At 58.5% G+C, this 17,368-nt stretch carries 22 protein-coding genes and 1 pseudogene; 10 read left to right on the top strand and 13 right to left on the bottom strand.

Translation table 11 applies throughout. The features are described from left to right. The first annotated feature begins 37 nt into the window (after positions 1 to 37). The 3 genes from GM79_RS18700 (at position 38) to GM79_RS18690 (ending at position 2,038) form a co-directional block, all read left to right on the top strand. On the top strand, positions 38 to 895 hold the full coding sequence (locus tag GM79_RS18700) for a dienelactone hydrolase family protein (RefSeq protein WP_035567016.1): 858 nt from the start codon (positions 38 to 40) through the stop codon (positions 893 to 895). 54 nt (positions 896 to 949) lie between these two features. Beyond that, positions 950 to 1,264: a hypothetical protein gene (locus tag GM79_RS18695; protein ID WP_152560083.1), complete on the top strand. Its 315-nt coding sequence runs from the start codon at positions 950 to 952 to the stop codon at positions 1,262 to 1,264. Between the two features lie 372 nt (positions 1,265 to 1,636). Next, positions 1,637 to 2,038, top strand: a complete 402-nt coding sequence (locus tag GM79_RS18690; RefSeq protein WP_152560082.1) for a hypothetical protein — start codon at positions 1,637 to 1,639, stop codon at positions 2,036 to 2,038. A 167-nt stretch (positions 2,039 to 2,205) separates the two neighbouring features. Here GM79_RS18690 and GM79_RS18685 read toward each other — a convergent pair whose 3' ends face one another. Continuing rightward, on the bottom strand, positions 2,206 to 3,771 hold the full coding sequence (locus GM79_RS18685; protein ID WP_035567012.1) for a M28 family metallopeptidase: 1,566 nt from the start codon (positions 3,769 to 3,771) through the stop codon (positions 2,206 to 2,208). Positions 3,772 to 3,928: 157 nt separating this feature from the next. On the opposite strand from GM79_RS18685, the gene GM79_RS18680 reads away from it, so the two are divergent. Further along, positions 3,929 to 4,513 (top strand): helix-turn-helix domain-containing protein, encoded by a 585-nt coding sequence (locus GM79_RS18680; protein WP_035567010.1) that lies wholly within the window; start codon positions 3,929 to 3,931, stop codon positions 4,511 to 4,513. On the opposite strand, the gene GM79_RS18675 is transcribed toward GM79_RS18680, so the two are convergent. Together GM79_RS18675 and GM79_RS18670 are read right to left on the bottom strand one after the other, a co-directional pair. After that, on the bottom strand, positions 4,510 to 4,794 hold the full coding sequence (locus tag GM79_RS18675) for a DUF2442 domain-containing protein (RefSeq protein WP_051719064.1): 285 nt from the start codon (positions 4,792 to 4,794) through the stop codon (positions 4,510 to 4,512). The two genes, GM79_RS18680 and GM79_RS18675, sit on opposite strands and share 4 nt — an antisense overlap. Continuing rightward, positions 4,791 to 5,096, bottom strand: coding sequence for a DUF4160 domain-containing protein (locus tag GM79_RS18670; RefSeq protein WP_035567009.1), 306 nt, complete (start codon positions 5,094 to 5,096; stop codon positions 4,791 to 4,793). The genes GM79_RS18675 and GM79_RS18670 overlap by 4 nt, the downstream gene beginning before the upstream one ends. 203 nt (positions 5,097 to 5,299) lie before the next feature. On the opposite strand from GM79_RS18670, the gene GM79_RS18665 reads away from it, so the two are divergent. Beyond that, positions 5,300 to 5,773, top strand: coding sequence for a hypothetical protein (locus GM79_RS18665; RefSeq protein ID WP_035567008.1), 474 nt, complete (start codon positions 5,300 to 5,302; stop codon positions 5,771 to 5,773). Between the two features lie 57 nt (positions 5,774 to 5,830). Beyond that, on the top strand, positions 5,831 to 6,034 hold the full coding sequence (locus GM79_RS26180; protein WP_035567007.1) for a hypothetical protein: 204 nt from the start codon (positions 5,831 to 5,833) through the stop codon (positions 6,032 to 6,034). Here GM79_RS26180 and GM79_RS26285 read toward each other — a convergent pair. Further along, a complete protein-coding gene (locus tag GM79_RS26285) occupies positions 6,031 to 6,156 on the bottom strand; it encodes a hypothetical protein (protein ID WP_262489479.1) in 126 nt (41 codons plus the stop codon). The genes GM79_RS26180 and GM79_RS26285 overlap by 4 nt on opposite strands. 65 nt (positions 6,157 to 6,221) lie before the next feature. On the opposite strand from GM79_RS26285, the pseudogene GM79_RS26595 reads away from it, so the two are divergent. The 3 genes and pseudogenes from GM79_RS26595 to GM79_RS26590 form a co-directional block, all read left to right on the top strand. Beyond that, positions 6,222 to 6,308: pseudogene (locus GM79_RS26595) on the top strand (ATP-binding cassette domain-containing protein); the annotation flags it as partial. 135 nt (positions 6,309 to 6,443) lie between these two features. Beyond that, positions 6,444 to 7,319 (top strand): zinc-ribbon domain containing protein, encoded by an 876-nt coding sequence (locus GM79_RS26170; RefSeq protein WP_152560081.1) that lies wholly within the window; start codon positions 6,444 to 6,446, stop codon positions 7,317 to 7,319. After that, positions 7,300 to 7,446 carry a barstar family protein gene (locus GM79_RS26590; protein ID WP_081867871.1) on the top strand — a complete coding sequence of 49 codons (147 nt, stop codon included), beginning with the start codon at positions 7,300 to 7,302 and terminating at the stop codon, positions 7,444 to 7,446. The genes GM79_RS26170 and GM79_RS26590 overlap by 20 nt, the downstream gene beginning before the upstream one ends. On the opposite strand, the gene GM79_RS25615 is transcribed toward GM79_RS26590, so the two are convergent. Next, complete coding sequence (locus tag GM79_RS25615; protein WP_161787219.1) at positions 7,443 to 7,613, bottom strand: hypothetical protein; 171 nt, start codon at positions 7,611 to 7,613, stop codon at positions 7,443 to 7,445. The two genes, GM79_RS26590 and GM79_RS25615, sit on opposite strands and share 4 nt — an antisense overlap. 229 nt (positions 7,614 to 7,842) lie before the next feature. Between GM79_RS25615 and GM79_RS18650 the strand changes: the two genes are divergently transcribed. Next, complete coding sequence (locus GM79_RS18650) at positions 7,843 to 8,778, top strand: NAD(P)-dependent oxidoreductase (protein WP_035567005.1); 936 nt, start codon at positions 7,843 to 7,845, stop codon at positions 8,776 to 8,778. Between the two features lie 329 nt (positions 8,779 to 9,107). Here GM79_RS18650 and GM79_RS18645 read toward each other — a convergent pair whose 3' ends face one another. The 8 genes from GM79_RS18645 to GM79_RS18610 all read right to left on the bottom strand — a co-directional run bounded on the left by GM79_RS18645 (position 9,108) and on the right by GM79_RS18610 (position 17,332). Beyond that, on the bottom strand, positions 9,108 to 9,938 hold the full coding sequence (locus GM79_RS18645; RefSeq protein ID WP_035567003.1) for an enoyl-ACP reductase: 831 nt from the start codon (positions 9,936 to 9,938) through the stop codon (positions 9,108 to 9,110). Between the two features lie 127 nt (positions 9,939 to 10,065). Then, positions 10,066 to 11,736, bottom strand: a complete 1,671-nt coding sequence (gene recN, locus GM79_RS18640) for a DNA repair protein RecN (RefSeq protein WP_035567002.1) — start codon at positions 11,734 to 11,736, stop codon at positions 10,066 to 10,068. A 160-nt stretch (positions 11,737 to 11,896) separates the two neighbouring features. Next, on the bottom strand, positions 11,897 to 12,823 hold the full coding sequence (locus tag GM79_RS18635) for a DUF4835 family protein (protein WP_081867870.1): 927 nt from the start codon (positions 12,821 to 12,823) through the stop codon (positions 11,897 to 11,899). Further along, complete coding sequence (locus GM79_RS26360) at positions 12,820 to 13,470, bottom strand: phosphopantothenoylcysteine decarboxylase (RefSeq protein ID WP_035567000.1); 651 nt, start codon at positions 13,468 to 13,470, stop codon at positions 12,820 to 12,822. Before GM79_RS26360 ends, GM79_RS18635 begins: the two co-directional genes overlap by 4 nt. 75 nt (positions 13,471 to 13,545) lie before the next feature. Further along, complete coding sequence (locus GM79_RS26355) at positions 13,546 to 14,142, bottom strand: flavoprotein (protein WP_035566999.1); 597 nt, start codon at positions 14,140 to 14,142, stop codon at positions 13,546 to 13,548. Between the two features lie 172 nt (positions 14,143 to 14,314). Beyond that, positions 14,315 to 14,662, bottom strand: coding sequence for a DNA-directed RNA polymerase subunit omega (locus GM79_RS18620; RefSeq protein WP_035566998.1), 348 nt, complete (start codon positions 14,660 to 14,662; stop codon positions 14,315 to 14,317). Positions 14,663 to 14,682: 20 nt separating this feature from the next. Next, positions 14,683 to 15,513 carry an outer membrane protein assembly factor BamD gene (locus tag GM79_RS18615; RefSeq protein ID WP_035566997.1) on the bottom strand — a complete coding sequence of 277 codons (831 nt, stop codon included), beginning with the start codon at positions 15,511 to 15,513 and terminating at the stop codon, positions 14,683 to 14,685. Between the two features lie 103 nt (positions 15,514 to 15,616). Next, positions 15,617 to 17,332 (bottom strand): OstA-like protein, encoded by a 1,716-nt coding sequence (locus tag GM79_RS18610; protein WP_051719062.1) that lies wholly within the window; start codon positions 17,330 to 17,332, stop codon positions 15,617 to 15,619. Positions 17,333 to 17,368 lie beyond the last annotated feature (36 nt).

The following is a 17,368-nucleotide window of genomic DNA, read 5'->3' as shown; positions in this document are numbered from 1 at the left end:
CGCACGCATTCCCCACTTAATCAACACTTTTAGCTTCATGGACCAGCGCATCATCAACCTCTTCGACGAGTACACCCACGCCCCGCTCACCCGCAAGGAGTTTCTGGACCGGCTGGGCAAGCTGGCCGGCGGCACCGCCCTGGCCTTGGCGGCGCTGGCGGTGCTAGAACCGGGCTACGCCCAGGCGGCTACCATTGTGCCCGAAAACGACGAGCTGGCGGCCGAAGAAGTGAACTGGATTGGCGACGGTGCGGCCATGCGCGGCTACCTGGTGCATCCCAAGGGCCGCAAAAAGCGCGGGGCCGTGGTAGTTATTCACGAAAACCGGGGCCTCACGCCGCACATCAAGGACGTGACGCGGCGCGTGGCGCAGGCCGGCTACCTGGCCCTGGGCGTGGATGCGCTCTCGCCCTTCGGCGGCACGCCGGCCGACGAGGACAAGGGCCGCGAGCTTATCGGCCAACTCGACAAAGCCAAAAACCTGAACAACTACCTCCGGGCGCTGGACTACCTGCGCGCCCGGCCCGACTGCAACGGCCGCACCGGCGCCGTGGGCTTTTGCTGGGGCGGGGCCATGGCCAACCAGCTGGCCGTGCACGCCCCCAAGCTGGATGCCGCCGTGGCCTACTACGGCTCGCAGCCCAAATCCGAAGACGTGCCCAGCATAAAAGCGGCCCTGCTGCTGCACTACGGTGGCCTCGACGAGCGGGTGAACGCCGGCATTCCGGCCTACGAAGCCGCATTGAAAGCCGCCGCCACCAAATACGAGCTTTTTGTGTACGAAGGCGCCAACCACGCTTTCAACAACGACACCTCGCCCGCCCGCTACAACGCCGAAGTGGCCAAGCTGGCCTGGGACCGGACGCTGCGTCTTTTCAAGGAAAAATTAGGGTAAGCCGGGCAACGATGCGGCGGGGAGTGGCATCTTTGCAGCATCTACCCGGTACTTATGTCAAGTAAGAAACTCCCCGTTTTGCTTGCCGCGCTGTTGCTCAAAGCCACGAGTAGCCTGGCCCAGAGCACGCCCGCTCCCGCCCGCCGCCCTGCTCCCGACCCTGATTACCAGGAAGTGAGCGTGCCGGTGCCGCGGGCAGTTTCGCTGATTACGGACGTGGCCTCGGTGCTCTTTTCCCGCGACGACAGCAAAAGCAAAGTGCAGGCCCTGATGGAGCGCCGCCGCATCCGGTCCGAAAAGCAGGACCAGAGTGTCACCCTCACCGTCCCGAACAATAAATTCACCCGTTCGCTGGGGCTGGTCGATTGAATGGCTCAGTTGCCAGAACAGCTATTAGTGGGTACTACTTTGTGTTTCAAACGCTGTTTAACCGTTCATACTTCGGTAGTACGACTTCTGAATACTTAACATGACCTTCCTTGTCGGACAACTCTTGGAGTAGTGGCGGTTTTTACCTATAATTGCTTGGTCCTCAAATCGTGGTATTTTGGCGGGGCACTAGGCTCTAGTTTGGAGTTTACGATACTCATCCCCTCGACGCATTTCCTAAACATTGAATCGTGGATGAGTTTCGTAAACTCGTCCAGCCCTCTAGTTGCCCATTTCCACCAGATATCGGGCATCTACTCGTGGTTCGCTGAAAGGAGGGTAAGTTTACTCCTGGCGCATAACACAACTATTATGGCCCTTTCGCGTGCTTCTGCCCATCAGCCGATGACCGTTCTTCACGTACCCGAGCAACACCGCGAACTCTGGAACCAAGCAGGGCTCCCCCTTCGGGCACTCGTATGGGTGCTAAAGCGCGTGTTGCCGCAGGCCAACCTGGATTACGATGCCCACGACGAACAACTCGCGTACTGGTTGGTGGAAGTGAACGACCAGGGGCAGGCGAAGCGGGAAATAGGGTTCAGTTCCCAAAACAAGCCCCTTGTGTTCGCGCCCACCGACCGCAACTACGGGGTGTGGACGGACTCTGACCGCGTCTTTGTGGTCGAGCAATTCGAGGCGCGAAACGATTTCCCCTTTGACGCTACGTGGAACAAGCTTTACGAGCAAAATCGGCAGGGCACACGTTTACTTTAACGGTGATTTAAATAGGTCGCCAAGCTATTTCACATGCTGCAAACGGTCGTTAACAGCACGTTAATCTTAGGCCATGACTTTCCTGACCTAAATCTGTGTCCTGAAACATGCAAAAAGGCCCGGCCGAGCAATGCTCAACCGGGCCTTTTTGCAGCTACTCCTTTTCCTTATTGCGCCGGCCTAACGGGCGTGGGCAGCGGTTTGCGGGGCAGTTTTTGGTCGCGCATGGCGGCGTTGTACACGAAGGAGGCTACTACTACCGAGGCCTGCTTGAGGTCGTCGGCAATGAGGCGGTCGTAGGTGTCCTGGTTGGTGTGGTGGGTTTGGGGGAAGTAGTCGAGGCCGTCCTGAATGAACTGGAAGCCGGGCAGGCCCACGGCGTCGAAGGCGATGTGGTCGGTGCTGCCGGTGTTGCGCGGCGTAACGGTGGTGGCGCCCAGGTCGGCCAGGGGCTTGAGCCACTCGGCGAAGATGGGCGCGATGGCCTCGTTGCCCTGGTCGTAGATGCCGCGGATTTTGCCGCCGCCGTTGTCCAGGTTAAAGTAGGCGCTGAGCTTCTCGTGGGCCGGCAGCAGCTTCATGGTAGCGGGGTCGCCAAAGTTGTTTTTCACGTAGTTGCGCGAGCCGTGCAGGCCCTGCTCCTCCTCGCCCCAGAGCGCAATGCGGATGGTGCGGCGCGGCTTCAGGCCGGTGGCCTTAAGGATGCGAACGGCCTCCATCATCACGGCCACGCCGGCGGCGTTGTCGGTGGCACCGGTGGCGGCGTGCCAGGAGTCGATGTGGCCGCCGAGCATCACCACCTCGCTTTTCAGCTTGCGGTCGGTGCCCGGAATTTCGGCTACCACGTTGTAGCCCTTCAAATCCTGGGCCTGAAAGCGGGTTTTGGTTTCCATTTCCACTTCCACCGGAATGCCGGCCTCCACGAGGCGAATCAGGCGCAGCTGGTCCTCGGGCGCCATCTCCATTTCGGGCAGCACCGGCTTGGCATCGGCGGCGTAGGGCGCGCCGTTGGTGGTGTTGAAAGTGCCGTAGATGCCCCCACGGGCGCTGAGCACGGCCGCGGCGCCTTCGCTCAGCAGCATATCGGCGGTTTTGGTGCGCAGGGCGGCCTGGGCGCGACGGGTGGCCAGGGCGGCGTCATCGGGGGTGTTGGCGGCGGGCCGGGGCGCGGCGGGTTCGGCCATTTTCGCCAGCTCCTCGTCGGTGTAGCGCTTCAGGTCGGGGCCGTCGGCAGGCTTGGGCGGGTTAGCCACGCTCAGAACCACGATTTTGCCGCGCAGCTGGCCTTTGTACTGGTCGAGGTCGGCTTCGGTGGTGGCGGCTTTCAGCACCACTACCGGCAGGCGCAGGGCACCGGGCGTGCCGGGCGTCCAGGCTTTGGGCGCGCCTACCATGGCGTGGTAGTAGGGCGCCGTCATGGCCACGTAGGACTTCTCAATGTCCCAGCCCCGGCCAAAATCGCCCCAGGGCTCGATGGTGGCGTTGGCCAGGCCGTACTGGGTGAGCTGCTTTTGGGCCCATTCGTTGGCGCGCTTGAGGCCGTCGGAATTGGCCAGGCGCGGGCCGCTCACGTCGGTGAGGTAGAAGGCGGTTTCCATCACCCTGGAGCGGTTCAGCCCTTCGTCGCGGATTTTAGCGAGGGCCGTGGCGTCGATTTTCTCAGCCGTTTGGGCTACGACAGGAGCCGCGCAGGCCAGGAATCCGGCCAGGGAGTGAAGCACAAGTTTGTTCATGGCAAGTAATGAGCAGGTGAAATTCAGGCGTCGAAGATAAGCACGGGGCTCAGCGCCTGAAAAACGCCGATGGCGGTTGAGAGGCCAGTGGTCAAATGTATGTTTGTAGCGTTATTTTGAATTTTCTGAAATAACGCTACATCCTTTTCCGCAGCCCATGCCCCGCCGACGTATTTCCACCGACACGCCTATTGGTAGCGTGCGCCGCTATTTTGGCCTCAGCCAGGAGGAGCTGGCCATGTTTTTGGATTCGGGCCGGGCCATTATCAGCCACATTGAGGCCGGCCGCCGCGACCTTACCCTCGCCCTTAGCCTGCGACTACTGCCGCTGCTCAAGCACCTGCCCGCCCCGCCCCTGCTCCCGCCCGACCACGAGCCGCTGCCTGCCACCGCGCCCGCTCCGGAAGCCGCCCCGCTGGAATTCCGCCGCAAAGTGTGCCTGCACAGAGCCCAAGGCCTGCGCCTCCAACTCCTCAAGCTCACGGCGCGGGCCGTGTACGCCAGCCGCTGGCAACAGGCCCTGCCCACCATCCTCACCGACCTGGCCGCCCGCGCCACCACCCCGGAGGAGACCGATATGAACGAGGCCATCGGCCGATGGCTGCCCGCCCTCACCCGCCGCTTCAAGCCCAGCCACGCCGCCCAATACCACCTGCTCCGCCTGCAAGCCGAAGCCTACGAAACCGAAGCCGCGGCGCTGGCGGAGCTGCTGGCCGGCTTGCCCCACGAAAGGAAAGGCTAGCGGATTTCCCCGGCGTATAAATCAGCTACCGGAAAAATCAGGTCGTAATCGTTCCAGTTCACGTTGCCGTTCACGATTTCAAATTCCCCAAACCGGGCTTCATTCAGATACGCCTTGATAGCCGGATGTGCGGCCCGACGCAGAAAAGGCCCGAAATCAACCGTCTGCCGGGTACCGTTGCTGAACATGAGGGCCAGCGTATGCGGGCCGACCAGTTCAGCGGCCACCACGACCATAGTTTCGGCAGGCACTTCAGCCACGGCGGTTTCGGTAATTCTCATGATAGTTTGCGGGTAATGGTTTCGGCGCGAATGCTCCGGTGATAGACGAAATAATCAACCCATTTCTGGACGATTTCAGCCGCGTAAACATCCACCAACTTTTTGAAGTTCTGCAAATCCTTGCCGGTCAACGGGCGGCTACCTTTCACTTCGGCGATGCGAATTTCGATTATCTCACCTTCCGCTAAGATGAATTCCGCCTTGCTTTCCCGCCCGTCGCACTGGCCGTGGACGTGAATCGGCTTATGTTCGTTGGAGTAGAAAAAGATGATAAGGCCGAGGTATTCGTAGAGCTTGGGCATAGTAGTTGGGCTTAGCGCAAAGTACGCGCTTGTGGCTAAAACCACCTCCTGCGCCTACAAGCCGAAGTCTATGAAACCGAAGCGGCGGCGCTGGCGGAGCTGCTGGCGCGAGTTTAGCGCAGCGTAACTCATGGTGATTATGTGCATTTAGCATGGTAGATGCATCTTACGACAGCAACTTCTTCCCAATCCATTTATCAAGCATGAAAAAGCTACTTCTGTTCTTATTACTTATCGTTTACAGTCAGGCTACTTTGGCCTGTGACTGCATAATATCTCCCGTCAAACAGCAGATAAAATCTACGCCTTATCTGCTCACGGGAAAGGTAATTGAGATACTAGATGGCAATGCCAAAGGAGGCAGGGATTACCACGTTTTTCTGCGCAGCATGGGCATTCAGGATACTATTTCTCGTGGCTACTCAATAAGATTTCTTATCCAAGAGGATTTTAAAGGCAAGTATAAGGCTGGTAGTATTATTGAAATACATTCTACTTATTCTAACTGCGATATATTATTTGACATAGACAAAAACTACGTTTTATTTCTTCACAAAGAGCAGGATTATCTTTTTCCTACCTACTGCTCTTACTCTGATATATTGGATGGAAGCCCCGCGTCCAACGACTTGATGAAGGCCATTCATGGGGAACTCAAAACCCGGCACAAGCGCTAAAAACAACCCCATCCCCGCCCCGCTCGTCTAACCGGCTCCACCCAACGCCCCGATTAGATGAGCCTCTGGTGGATTATTAAACGCCTGCTGCCGTTTGTGCGGCCCTACCGCCCGATTGTGATTGCCACGCTGCTGCTCACGCTGGTGGGCTCGCTGGCCGCGCAGGTCAACCCGTTCGTGCTGCACTACACCGTGGATACGGTGCAGAGCCTGCTCGACCGCAACCTGGGCCTGAGCGCCGACTGGAATATGCTGGCCTAGGTGAGCGGCATTTTGCTGGGCAAGGAAATCCTCAGCACCTTCATCACCTTCGGGCAGAAATACTTCGGCGAGAAAATCCGCATCAATATTTCCAGCGTGTTGTCGCTCACGGCGGTGAACAAGATTCTGAGCTACGAGCTGGGGTTTTTCTCCGACGAGGGCAACCAGACCGGCAAGCTCCAGACCCGATGCCCAGCAGCTGAGCGGCGGCCAGCAGCAGCGCATCGCCATCGCCCGGCTCTTCCTCAAAAACCCGCCCATCATCTTCCTCGACGAGCCCACCGCCAGCCTCGACGCCATCGCCACCGAGCAAATCAAGAACTCGCTAGATGCCATCAAGCAGGGCCGCACGGTGGTCATCATCTCCCACAGCCTCGCCCAAATCGTGGGTTCGGACTGCATCTACGTCATGAAAAAAGGCCAGACGGTGGAACACGGCTCCCACGACCAGCTCTACGACATGCGCGGCACCTACCGCGAGATTTTCGACGCCTCAGCCCGCAGCTTAAATATCGAGAAGCTGGCCATGGCCGACGACGGGGACGAGGGCTGGATACAGCGTTGTGAGATAATTCCATATTTCAGAAACAAGCGTACCTTTTGCCAAGGAGTTGAATTGTTTGTTTATTCTGAAATGGAAAAAGCAGAAAAACCTAAGCCGCTGAAGTGTCCATGTTGCGGCGAATTACGGCCTGAATCTGAATGCTGTGTATTCATAAGTCAGATTGCCCACGATGTGCCGAACAAATATTATGGCACCTTGGATGGGGATATAATTGGTAACCTGTATTGGCTTGATGCGCAAAAGGGTAAAGTTGACTGGGCTTGTGATAATTGCTTGAAGCAATATCAAGCCCTGCGAGGCAAAACGAAGCGACAATTATTCTGCGGTACCGCACCTCATTTTGCCTACTTTGATAAACGAACAATTTGCCGAGACTGCGGCATGTCCTTCATTTTTTCAAAGGAACAGCAAGTTCATTATTATGAGAAATTGGTATTTTGGGTACAAGCGGAGCGGGTCCGCTGCGATTTGTGTCAGTCGTTGAAGAAAACGCGGAACCAGCTTTCTCATTTATTAGCGAATCCTGATTATAATAATTTAGAACAGGTAAAAGAAGTAATTGCCATTCGAATTGTCTTAAAACAGTATCGACAAGCCAAGCATTTTTTAGCAGTTGCGAAGAGAAATCAGGTTACAGAGAGCATCTCATACTTGATATTTGAATTGTTAAAAAAGCAGATTGCGGAAGCAGAATTAACAGATAACTCTGCTGAGCGGTAGTTGCTATGAGCAAAGACCAACAACCCTCGACCTCACCCACGTCGACACCAAAGCCGCTTTTCACCACACGATGAAACGCGAGCTACACTTCCCCGATTTGTACGGCGTGAGCTGGGACGCTTTCTAGGATGCCATCACCGGCTTGGTGGAAATGCCGGATTGCGTGGTCTTGCAGCATTGGGAGCGGTTCGCCCAGGCCTGCTTCTGCGCCAATTCCTGGCCGACTACGCGCAGGAGAAACCGGAGAAGCAATTGCTGCTCGCCCAGTTGGCCATTGGGCGCCGGACGGGTCATGCCAGCCCGGTTTCGGCTTTTTTGGCGGGAGCGGTGTGGTGGAGATAGGGCCACCGGGCACCCGACATACTTTCTCCATCATTCTTTCGAAGAAAACGTTGCTCGCCACCAACGCATTGCCTTGCCCTCGCTCCGCCCACCGGCCCCAGGCATGCGCCGAAAAGCTTGGCCCGCGTATACCTGACCCGCTGACGCGCGCCGCTGGCCTCGACTCAGCTTTCGCCTGCTTATGCACCTTTTCGTTTATTCTCCTCTGAGCGCCGCTGCCCGCACTTACCTGCTGCAACAGCTGCCCGCCGACGTAGCAGCCACCTTCGCGGCCGACCTTAACCGCGAGCAAGTCCCCGCCGCCCTCCAGGCAGCCGAGGTGCTGCTGGGCAACCCGCCACCGGCCCTGCTCAGCGGTCCGCTGCCCAATTTGCGCTTCTGGCAGATTGATTCCTCCGGTTTTGAACGCTACCGCGACGTGCGCCTGAACGCAGCCGTGGCCAATATGGGCGACTTTTTTGCCTGGCCCTGCGCCGAAACCATGCTGGCGGGCATGCTGGCGCTCTACCGCCACCTACCCGAGCTGGCAGTGCTGCAAACCGAAAAAAAGTGGGTGGGCGGAGCTTTTGTGCGCAACCGCTCCCGGCTGCTGCGGGGCCGGCGGGTTGTTATTCTGGGGGCGGGCGCCATTGCGCTGGCCCTGCGGCAGCAGCTCAGCGGCTTCGAGTGCCCGGTGCAGCTGCTGGCGCGCACCGCCGCGCAGGCCCATCTGCACTCCCGGGAAGCCCTCAAGGCCGCGCTGCCCGAAACCGACATCGTGATAAACTGCCTGCCCGGTAGTGCCGACGGCTTTTTCTCGGTCGACCTCATCGCCGCCATGCGCCCTGGCAGCGTGTATGCCAGCGTGGGCCGCGGCAACACCACCGACGAGCCCGCCCTCATCGCCGCGCTGCAAAGCGGCCACCTCGGCGGCGCCGTGCTCGACGTCACTGCCACCGAGCCCCTCCCCGCCAACCACCCGCTCTGGGCCCTGCCCAACGTGCTGCTCACCCAGCACACCGGCGGCAGCCAGCTATTTGAGGATGAGGGCAAGGTTGATGTGCTGCTGCGCAACCTGGAGTTGCTCCGCAACGGCCAGCCGCTGGAAAATCTGGTGGAGCTGAGCCGGGGCTACTGAGGACTTACGCATTCAGCCGCTGGAGCGCGTCTCCGACGCGTTGCCAACTGGTTTCGCGTCTCTGACGCGCGTATCTAACGCAAGGACTTACGTCAACCGCTGGCGCGCGTCTCCGACGCGTTGCCCACTGGTTTCGAGTCTCCGACGCGCGGGGCCAACGAAGACGGGGCGAACGGCGGCGTTTGGAAACGCCAAACCAGAAAGTCACGCGTCAGAGACGCGCGCCAGCGGCTGACTCCGTCAGCTCTTCTTTTTAACTTGCCAACTATCATCAATGCAAAAAGCCTGACCATCCGGCCAGGCTTTTTTTCGATTATGGGCCGCGCTTATTACTCCGAAACGCCGGCTGCTTTGGTCATCACGTCCACAATTTCGGCCGAGATGCCGGTGGTGCTGAAGCCGCCGTCGTGCATGAGGTTTTGCATGGTCACGTAGCGCGTGAGGTCCGAAAACAGCGAGATGCAATAGTCGGCACAAGCCTCGGCGGGCGCATTACCCAGCGGCGACATCATATCGGCAAAGTTATAGAAGGCGTCGAAGCCGGTGATGCCGGTGCCGGCCGTGGTTTTGGTCGGCGACTGCGACACGGTATTCACGCGCACTTTTTTGAGCTTGCCGAAGCGCTGGCCGTAGCTGCGGGCAATGCTTTCGAGCATGGCCTTGGCCTGCGTCATGTCGGTGTAGTCGAGGAAGGCACGCTGGGCCGCGATGTAGCTCAGGGCCACAATGCTGCCCCATTCGTTCATGGCGTCCTGCTTCTCGGCCACGGCCATCATCTTATGAAACGACATGGCCGACACGTCAATCGTCTGCTGGAAGAATTTGTAATCCAGCTCGCCGTAGTGCTTCTTTTTGCGGATGTTGGCGCTCATGCCAATGCTGTGCAGCACGAAGTCAATCTTACCGCCCAGCTTTTCCTGCGCTCCCGAAAACAGCGCCTCCAGCTCTTCGGTCGAAGTCGCGTCGGCCGGGATAATGGGCGCGTTGCACTCCTCGCTCAGCTTGTTGATTTCGCCCATGCGCATGGCCAGCGGCGCGTTGGTGAGCACGAAGCGGGCGCCCTCGGCGTGGGCGCGCTGGGCCACTTTCCAAGCTATGGAGTGTTCGTTGAGCGCACCGGAAATGATGCCGACTTTGCCGGCGAGGAGGTTGGAGGACATAGGTTTCTAGGGTAAGGGGGGGTGTGCGGGTAGGAGGGTATGAGGTTCGAGTAGTTATCGAATCCGACGCAAGTTAGCCATTCCTTCCTACCCTCATACCCCCATACACTCCTACCCTGAAACTGCCCTAGCTCACCACTTCCCCGCGCAGTGCCAGCAGCTCGCGGGCGCTCTGGTAGGCGTTTTCGCTGGGCTTGGCGCCCGCAATCATATGCGCTATTTCCTTAATGCGGTCGTCCGCGCTGAGCTCGCGGATGCTGCTCACGGTGCGGTCGGCGCGGTCTTCCTTGTACACGAAATAGTGCACGTCGCCGGCCGCCGCCATTTGCGGTAGGTGCGAGATGGCAATTAATTGGTGCTTGCGCGCCATCTGCTGCATCATGCGGCCCACTTTCACGGCAATCTCCCCGGAAATACCAGTATCAATCTCATCGAATACGATGGTGGGCAGGGCCGTTTTGTCGGCTAGCATGTACTTGATGCACAGCATGAGGCGCGAGAATTCTCCGCCCGAAGCGGCTTTGCTTAGCGTCTGGGGTTGGGCGCCTTTGTTGGCGGTGAAGAGGATATTCACCACGTCGGTGCCACTGGTAGCGGGCGGGCCAATGCTGTGCTGCACCACAATGCGGGCGTGCGGCATGCCGAGGTCGGCCAGCAGCAGGCCCAGCTGCTTCTCAAAGGTGGGGAATGACTTGCGGCGGCTGTCCGAGAGCTTGGTGGCCTGCTTGGTTACGGCAGCCAGCGCCGCATCCGAATCCTTGCGCAGCCGGTTAATTTCCTTGTCCAAGCTCAGCACGGAGCTCACTTTCTGGCGCAGGCCGTCGCGCACGCTAATGAGTGACTGAAGGTCGCGGGCCTGGTGCTTGCGCTGCAGCGTATAGAGCACGTTGAGGCGCTCCTGTAGCTCTTCGGCGCGGGCGGGGTCGCCTTCGGTACGGCGCTCGGCGGTCTCCACCTCGTCGGCAATGTCGTGCAGCTCAATCAGGCAGCTTTCCAGGCGCTCGCGCAGTTCCCGGAAGTTGTCGGCGTAGCTGGCCACCTGCCCCAGCAGCGTCGAGGCGTCCTTCATGCTGCCAGTAGCGCACGACTCGCTGTCGCGCAGCCCGTGCAGGGCCTGGCTCAGCTTGTATTTTATTTCCTCAGCGTGCTCCAGCTGCTTCACTTCCTGCTCCAGCGCGTCCTGGTCTTCGGTATCAAGGCGCGCGTCTTCCAGCTCGTTCAGCAGGAAGCTATTGTAGTCCAGCTCCTTGCTGGCCTGCGCGGCCTGGCTTTCCAGGGTTTGCAGGTCGGCTTCCAGCTTACGGTACTGCCGGAAAGCGTTGCTGTAGTGCGTGCGCTGCGGCACCAGCCCGGCGTACAAATCCAGCAGGTTGAGCTGAAATACGGCATCGCCCAGCAGCAGCGTGTCGTGCTGCGAATGAATGTCCATCAGATTGGCGCCGATTTTCCGCAACGCGTCCAGCGTTACGGGCGTGTCGTTCACGAAAGCCCGCGACTTGCCGTTGGGACTGATTTCGCGCCGCAATATGCACTGCACGTCGTAGTCCAAATCCTCGGCCTCGAAAATATCCTGCAGCTGATAGTTGGCAATATTAAACTGCCCTTCAATCACACACTTGCGCTCGGTATCGAACAGCATGCGCGAGTCGGCGCGGTTGCCCAGCAACAGCCCAATGGCGCCGAGCATGATGGATTTGCCGGCCCCGGTTTCCCCCGTAATTATATTCAAAAGCGGCGATGGCCGCAGCTCCAGCTGCTCAATCAGCGCGTAATTCTTAATGCGTAAATCGACTAACATAAATCACTGATTTTCGTTGATTAATTGTGATTTCATTGATTATTCCCCTTCGAAATCACAATTAGTTAGTTTGCGATTGTTTTTTTTATGAATAACTATTATCTACAGCGTCGTCAATTACATAATATACCGAATATTAGAACAGCGAAATCATGATTAATTAACGATTAAGGACCGTTCGGTATTTGGCCGAGTTGCCGGGGTCTACTTCCGTGAGCATGGTTACGAGCTGCTGCTTGAGCTGCTGGTCGGGGCTGGTGCGGAAAATATTGGCAATTTCATCGGCTTTCGCATCGAAAAAGGCGCGGGTAAACAGGGTACCGGGCCGCGTCACGGCTGCTTTTTGGATGCCGGTGAGGGCCGTCATTACCGAAGTGCGGGCTTCTTCCGGCTTCTCAATAAATACGTCCAAGCCCTGACGGTAATACTCGTACAAGCCGGTGCGGAAGGACTCGAATTGCGGGTCGGTGATGTTGTCGAGGAGAAAATGCCGCTCCCGCGACCCGCCGCCGCGCCAGCCTTCGTCCTGCTCGTTGGTGCTGGTTTGGTTAGCCGAATAGTTGACTACGTTACGGGCCAACTCGTAATAAGGCGTGCCGCCCAGCCGGCCAAACGTGTCGCGGTCGATGCCAATAACCATGTAGGCATAGTAGCCCAACAGCGACGACAAGTTGGAAACGAAGCTGTTGGGCGAAAAATCCAGCGGGGCCTGCGGCGAGTAGTTGAAATTAAAATTGCGGTCTACCACGCTGATGACGTTAGTTTCGTAACCGGTGCCGTACACCGGGCGCGTCGAAATCAGCCGCATGGTGGTGTTGTAAGTGCCGTTTTGAGGAATGCCCGTGATGGCAATGAAAACGCGCAGTCGAATCCGCTCCTCGGGTCGGTAGGTGCCGTCGGTCCAGGGGCGATTGTTGAGAAAGGTGCGGATGTCATTCTGCATCTGCGTGACGATGGTGGGGTCGGTGATGGTGACGTTTTGGGTGGTCACCTGCACGTCGGCCAGCAGTTCTTGGGCACGGGTCGTTAGGGCCGCCGCCATAAACAGCACCAAAAAGGGCAGCAACGCGAGAAGTTTTCGCATCATAAGGTTGGGTTCAGGTAGCGCAGCACCAGGCTGACCAGCCCACGGGCCACATCGGCCTTGGACTGCAACTCAAAATTAACGATTTGGCCGGCGGCGTCCGCCACGGTCACTTTATTGGTGTCGTGGCCGAAACCCGCGCCCGCATCGCGCAGAGAATTCAGCACGATGAGGTCGAAGTTCTTGCGGCGCAGCTTGTCCTGGGCGTGGGCCAGCTCGTTCGTAGTCTCCAACGCAAAACCGACGGCAAATTGTTCAGGCCGTTTGCGCTGGCCCAGCGTGGCGGCAATGTCCACGTTTTTCACCAGCTCCAGGGTGAGCGTATCGCCCGATTTTTTGATTTTATCAACCGCCACCGTGGCCGGCCGGTAATCGGCCACGGCCGCGGCAAATACCCACACATCGGCTTCATCTGCTACGGCCGACGCGGCTGCGAACATCTCGGCCGCCGTTTCCACGCGCACCGTGCGGATGTGCAGGCTGGCCGGGTCGGGCAGGGCACTGGGGCCGCTTATGAGCGTCACCTGCGCTCCGGTTGCCGCAAAAGCTTCGGCCAGCGCGTAGCCCATCTTGCCAGTCGAGCGGTTGCCGAGGAAGCGAACGGGGTCCAGCGGTTCGTAGGTGGGGCCGGCAGTGAGGAGGACGTGCAAGTTTTGTCTACTTAAAGTTTGTCGGTTCAACCAAAATAAGCGTCAACTTTGAACAAGCATGCGAAACGGCCGCGCTCACCCGGCGGTAATATCAGCAAAATAACGCGCCAGTCCAGCCACAATTTCCTCGGGTTCCAGCATGCGGCCGGGCCCGCTCAGGCCGCTGGCCAGCTCGCCACTGGGCGAATCAAATACGTGGTTCCCGAAGGAGCGCAGCCGGGCCAGATTCTGCGTCACGGCGGGGTGGGCGAACATGTCCACGTCCATGGCCGGAGCCAGAAACACCGGGCACCGGGCCGACAAGTACACAGCACACAGCAAATTGGGACACAGACCATTGGCCAGCTGGCCGAGCGTATTGGCACTGGCCGGCGCAATTACCAGCGCATCGGCCCAGAGGCCCAATTCCACGTGGTTGTGCCATTCGCCGGCGGCGGCGTCCCGCAAAAAGCTCGTCAGCACGGGCTTTTTCGAGAGCGTGCCGAGCGTCAGCGGCGTCACGAACGCGGCGGCGGCTTCGGTGAGAATGACTTGTACCTCGGCGCCGGCTTTGATGAGCAGGCGCGTGAGCGGGGCGGCTTTGTAGGCCGCAATACTGGCGCTGACGCCCAGCACGATGCGGCGGCCGGTCAGGGAAGAAGGTGCGGGTTGCGGGTTGCTGATTTCAGGCATCGCTGGTTCAAATCAAAAAAACGTCATGCTCCATCTGGCGTCCGCTTGCCGAAGCATCTCGCATGCAATAGTAAGTAAATTACTGGTGCGGCAGAGATGCTTCGGCAAGCGGACGCCAGATGGAGCATGACGTCCTGCTGTAAGCCAACGCTGACCTTGGAACAGGCTGACCCTAGAACAGCTCGCGGGGCACCGGCACTTCCTCCGGAGCGGGCGTGGTGTACTGGATTTTGCCTTGCAGAAATTCCTCAATAGCCAGGCTGGTGGGCTTGGGCATGCGCTCATACTGCTTGGAAACCTCGATTTGCTCGCGGTTTTCGAATACTTCTTCGAGGTTGTCAACAGTAGAGGCGAACTCGGCCAGACGGTCGTTCAGCTCTTCCTTCAACTTTATCGACAACTGGTTGGCGCGCTTGGAAATCACGGAGATGGCCTCGTACACGTTGCCATTGTCGCCGGTAATATCGGCCACATTGCGCGTGATAATGGAGCTCGACGGGGTGTTGGGATTGGCTTTCATGGGCTGATATTAATTACAAATTAGTTAGATGCCGACGCCGGAACGTCTTTCAGCTTAACAAGCTGGGCCTGGCTGATGTCGTACATCGCCAGCGCTTCTTTCAGGCTTTTGCTTTGTGGATAGGTATCCAGAAACTGCTGGTAGAAGCTAACCGCCTCCAGAAACCGCTCCCGCTGCTTGGATTCAACGCTTTCCTGCGCCCAGGCATACTGGGCGCTCAAACGCAGAAAAGCCGCTTGTTCGGCATAAATCGTAGCCGGGTATTGCTGCTGAAAATTGGTAAAGGCTACCACTGCAGCTTGGTTGTAGCGAAGCTTGTAGTAGAGCTTGGCGCTTTCGAACGCTTTGTTTTCCAGCTTCTTCTGCAACTCCTGCGACATATTTTCCGTCTCCGGCTTGAACTTGCTTTCGGGGTAACGGTTCAAAAAATCCTGAATAGATTCCAGAGCCGAAACCGTGTTGGTCTGGTCCAGCTCAAAACCGGGCGAGTCGAGAAACAGCGAGCGGGCGTTCAAATAAGCGGCTTCCTCCGAGTACTCCGAGTTGGGGTACGTTTCGTTGAACTGCTTGAAGTAGAAGGCACTCAGCACGTAATTGCGCTGCTTGAAATTGGTATTGGCAAAATAGAACTGCGCCTTTTCGGCCTCGGGCCGGCCTTTCAGCAGCGGAATCAGCTCTTCGAGCAGCGTACCGGCCCGGAAAAAGTCGCCCTTTTCGTAGTACGCCACGGCGGCTTCGTATTTTTTATTAACGTCGGGGCTTTTCAGCAAACGCTGGTAGCTGCTGGCACAGGAGCCCAGAATGAGCGTACTAACGAGCAGAAACAGAACCGTGAGGCGGGAAATCGGCATATGGGGTGCAAAGGTAACGATTTGAGCCGGCGAAGGCAAATGAACGCGGCTTCGGGCAGCGCGGCCGGCAGTAAGAGTGCCGGCCAGTCGGGAAAGGTTGCAGCTACGGCCTCCGTGCGGGCGCCGCTGCGGGTTGGCTGGCGGCTCGCCCCGTAGCGGCCGGTTTAGCAGGTTGCGCGGCGGGCTTGGCCGGTGCTTTCTGCTTGACGGGCGCCTTGGACTTGGGCTTGGCGATGGGCTTGGCTTTTTTCTTGGCAACCGGTGTTTTTTTTGGCCGGTCGTCGAACTGCTTGCCCAACACCTGGCGGCGGGTGGGCCGTTCCTTGACGCGCCAGTTGAAGCCTTTGAGGCGCTCATCGTCGGGCTTGAACTCGTGCGGCGGAATGAATTTGGCCTCCGGATTGGTGAGGACCGATATTTTATTCAGCTTATTGGCCATAAACAGCAGCCGCATGTTGGCCGACAGCACCCGGTTCAGGCCGGTGGTAGCAGTGTCGTTGTCGAGGGCGTAAAAGATGCTTTCTGCGTTGCCCAACACATCTACGCGCCGCATCTTGTTGTCGCGGAAATAGGCCATCATGTTGCGGCCCTTGGTCTGGTTGAAGTTCAGCAGCGTGTCCTGGCTCACGGCAAAGGCATTGGCATACAGACGCATCTCGTCCACGCGCCCGCGCTTCGAGCGAATCTGCATGGAGTCGGCGGTGAGCTGGTTTTTGCCCTGCCACAGCACCGGGTCGCGGTTGAGGTAGATGATGCTGTCCTGCCGGTCGTAGGTCAGCGAATCGGCGATGCCCTGCAGGTCGCCCCGAAAAATCTGCACTTTCGGGTAAGCGTACAGTACGGTGCGGGTCGTGGTTTGGCCGGGGCGGGCTTCCACGCTTATCAGCGTATCGGCGGCCATATACAAGGTGTCCTTGTCGCTGATGTTGCGCACCACCGGCCGGCCCCCGTAGAGTTTGGTGCGGCCCAGGCCCCGCCAGTAGCGGCCCACATCGCCGCGCAGGGTCAGGTTGTCTTTCTTCGAAATGAGACTGACATGGCCGCGGGCCACGCCGTACTGCTTCACCTCGTCGTACACCAGATTGTCGCCGCCCAGCAGGTAGTTGGGCGTGTCGATTTTGGCGTTTTTCTTGAAGTTGGAAACCCGGGTAATGGTGTTGTAGTTGCCGCCTTCAGCGTACAAATTGCCGTCTTTGCCCTTGATGCGGGTGGGCCCGTCGAAGTAGGCAACTTTCGTAACCGTGTTGTAGCGCAGCAAGTCATTATTCAGCTCCGAATCGGGCGTAACGAGGTGCACGTTGTTGGTGAACACGAATACTTTGGTGTTGGTATCGTAGAATCCATGCTGGCTGTCGAGGGTGTTTTGGGGGTCAGTAAGGTGGCCGGTTTCGGTGTAGGAGGCCGTTTTGCGGTTGAGGTCGTACACTAGGCTGGGCGTGGTGAGGGTCATGCGGGGGTCGCGCATCACCACGTTGCCCACCATGCGGGCGGTGCGCAGGTCGCCGTCGTAAAAGCCCTTATCGCCGGTAATGGTCATGGTGTCGCCCTGCACCACGCGCACGTTGCTGAAAGCTTCTACCTGGTTACGGTCGAGGTATTGGTAGGCCGAATCACAGTAGAGAAACGTATCGTCCTGCTGAAAGCTGACATTGCCCAACAGCTTGCGAATTTTGGTGCCGCTAAAGTCGCCGCCCACCAGCGTAGCCGCCGTCAGCAGCTTGATGGGCGCGCCTTTGGTGGCCGGGGCGGGGCGTTGCGCCTGACCCAGCAGCGGCAGCAACAGTACCAACAGAAGAAAAAAGACGCGGGAGAAGGACATTCGGAAGCCAAAGGTACGGACGGGCCCCGCGCTAAC

This window comes from Hymenobacter sp. IS2118 (assembly GCF_000715495.1).
Lineage (GTDB): Bacteria > Bacteroidota > Bacteroidia > Cytophagales > Hymenobacteraceae > Hymenobacter.
The sequence above is the reverse complement of the archived record's forward strand: the minus strand, read 5'-3'. Positions and strand labels throughout refer to the sequence as shown.